The following is a 2,402-nucleotide window of genomic DNA, read 5'->3' on the forward strand; positions in this document are numbered from 1 at the left end:
AAGGTATATGAAAGTAATTTCTAAAGAAATACGAAATACATTAAGGGAGAAGGGGTATGATTTTATCTTCAACAATAAATAATTTGTACATAAATGTGTGCAGTCTTTTTTTGACAAGTAACACCTTTCAAATTCCAGAGAATGTTAAATAAATTTAGACAATGCAAATAGTGTGTTATAATAAAAAATATAGAAGTTTATATAAAAATAATGAATGACAAGATGATTTAAAGATGGGAGGGATTTTGTGAAGGAAGAGATTCTTAAGATAATTACAGATTATTATTTGAATTCTGGGGATTTTAATGGATTCCCGTTATATAATTTTGATAAAAACTATACTGATTTGATTTGTCAGTTAATTGATGAAGATAAAGTAGAGGTATTATCTTCAGCATTTGTTATAAACCCACATATAAAAGCCTTGAAACTAAATATTGATAAAGAAGACCAGAAAAGAGAAGTTATTAATAATGGAGATTCAGTTGTTTTATATCCAACAGAAAAATATTTAAAAGAATTAAATATTAATAGCGAAAAACCTTTTACAAAAATGCTTTTAGATGGGCAAGAACAATTGAAAATATTATTTTTTGATATAGAAATCTTAGAAACATATTTTCAAGACCCAAGATATAAAGTATTTTGGCATGATTATAGAGGAAGTATTGTTGTTTCTGACGAATTTTATGGTGAGGACTTAGAAAGCGAATATATAAAGGATTTTGGATTAGGTTATCACAAAGAAAAATTATATGAAGAAAGGGTAGTTGGAGTTTTTTTAGGAGACTTAGCAGAACTTTCACTTAATGCGCAACTCAAATGGAAAGTAAATTATTTGGAGAATCAACAAGATTATTTAATAAATGAAGGTTTTTATAAGAACTTAATTTTAGGAGAATGGGTAGATGAAGTGTCAATTTATGATGCTATTCTTGATGAAATGATAGTTATAAATAAGATGTGTGAAAATATGGGCATTCCACATTTATTTAATAAAACATATAAGCCACACACATTCGAAAAACCAGAAGATTATAGGATAATGTTTCTTCCGACACTTAAAAATTATTATAGTTTTATATTGGCACTTGAAAAAATAATTATACATAATATTAATTATAAAACTTTTACAACAACTGCTAAATATATTAAACCAGTAGAACGAAAAGATGATAAGGGAAATTTAAAGCACAGTTTGAATATGATGTCGGAATGGTTAAAGCAAAATATTAGAACTAATGAAGATATCGATGAACTGATTATAAATCCTCTAAAGTCCATTAGAAAAATTAGACAGGTTCCTGCACATGAGATATATTCTAATCAATATGACAAATTATTATATAAAAAGCAAAATGAAATGATAATTGAAACATATAAAGCAATAAGAAGTATAAGATTATTTTTTGCTAACTATCCAGGAAATAAGGAAATAGAGATACCTGAATATCTCATTACAGGTGAAAAAATAAGGATATATTGATAAAGTCTAATGAAATGGGACAAAAGGAGAAGAAAATTTATGTATAGATTACAGAGGTTATCCTATGAATGAAATAATAAGTTATAGTTTTTTAGAATGGAATATTCAAGGTGCGGGTGGATTAAGTGGTTATACAATACAAAAATTTGTTGCTGACACTATTATTCAAAAGAATAAAGATATCGTTGTTTTAGTTGAGTTTTATATTGGTTATAACTTTGATTATATTAGACAACGTTTGCAAAACAATTATTTTGTATTTATATCTCCATTTTTATATGAGCATAATCAAGTGCTTATTGCTTTAAATAGGAGTAAATTTGAAGAGAGTGATATACTTAAAATTGTTACTGCTAATCCATTAGATATAAAACGTCCAGAATATCTGCAACTTGATATCAAAACAAAACAAGAAAAAGTATTCTCAATTATAGGTGCAAGAATTAAGACACAAGGCTCTGAAGAGGATAGAGTAGAACAGTTTAAATTCTTAAACGAACAAATTGAGTCAATTGATAGAGTAATCTGTGTTGGCAATTTTAATTTAACTAGTACGCATACTAAAAAGTATTTAACAGCAGCAGAAGTATATGGACCAAGAACTCTTGATGATAAAAGATGGAGTTTTGTACATAAAGATTATGGTAAAGTGGGAATTGATTTAGTTGTTGCAAAAAATATTGAAATACCTAAAGAAATGGAAGATGATTTGAGTAAGAAAGAGAATTACAAAATGTACGCTATATATGATTGGGGCTTTGTTAATGCTAAGAACGGTTATAAAAATCTAACATCTAGCGATTATCTTCCTAAGTTTACAAGTATGCCTAATCATGCAATATTAATAGGTAATTTTAAGATTTAATTTAAATAAAAAACTTGAACCTTTTTACTTATCCCTTTATTCCTGCATCTA

At 26.8% G+C, this 2,402-nt stretch carries 2 protein-coding genes; both read left to right on the forward strand.

Annotated elements, in window-relative coordinates:
• Positions 1–247 precede the first annotated feature (247 nt).
• Positions 248–1,486 (forward strand): AAA family ATPase, encoded by a 1,239-nt coding sequence (locus HHT355_RS13465; RefSeq protein ID WP_103203902.1) that lies wholly within the window; start codon positions 248–250, stop codon positions 1,484–1,486.
• A 64-nt stretch (positions 1,487–1,550) separates the two neighbouring features.
• The gene (locus HHT355_RS13470; RefSeq protein WP_103203903.1) at positions 1,551–2,351 is read left to right on the forward strand and encodes an endonuclease/exonuclease/phosphatase family protein; all 801 of its coding nucleotides are present in this window, start codon (positions 1,551–1,553) and stop codon (positions 2,349–2,351) included.
• Positions 2,352–2,402: the final 51 nt, after the last annotated feature.

This window comes from Herbinix hemicellulosilytica, from assembly GCF_002904165.1.
In the GTDB taxonomy this organism is placed as follows: domain Bacteria; phylum Bacillota; class Clostridia; order Lachnospirales; family Lachnospiraceae; genus Mobilitalea; species Mobilitalea hemicellulosilytica.

Excerpts from the sequence above, each read along its gene's own strand:
- HHT355_RS13470 (WP_103203903.1), top strand. The coding sequence starts at position 1,551 with ATGAATGAAATAATAAGTTATAGTTTTTTAGAATGGAATATTCAAGGT.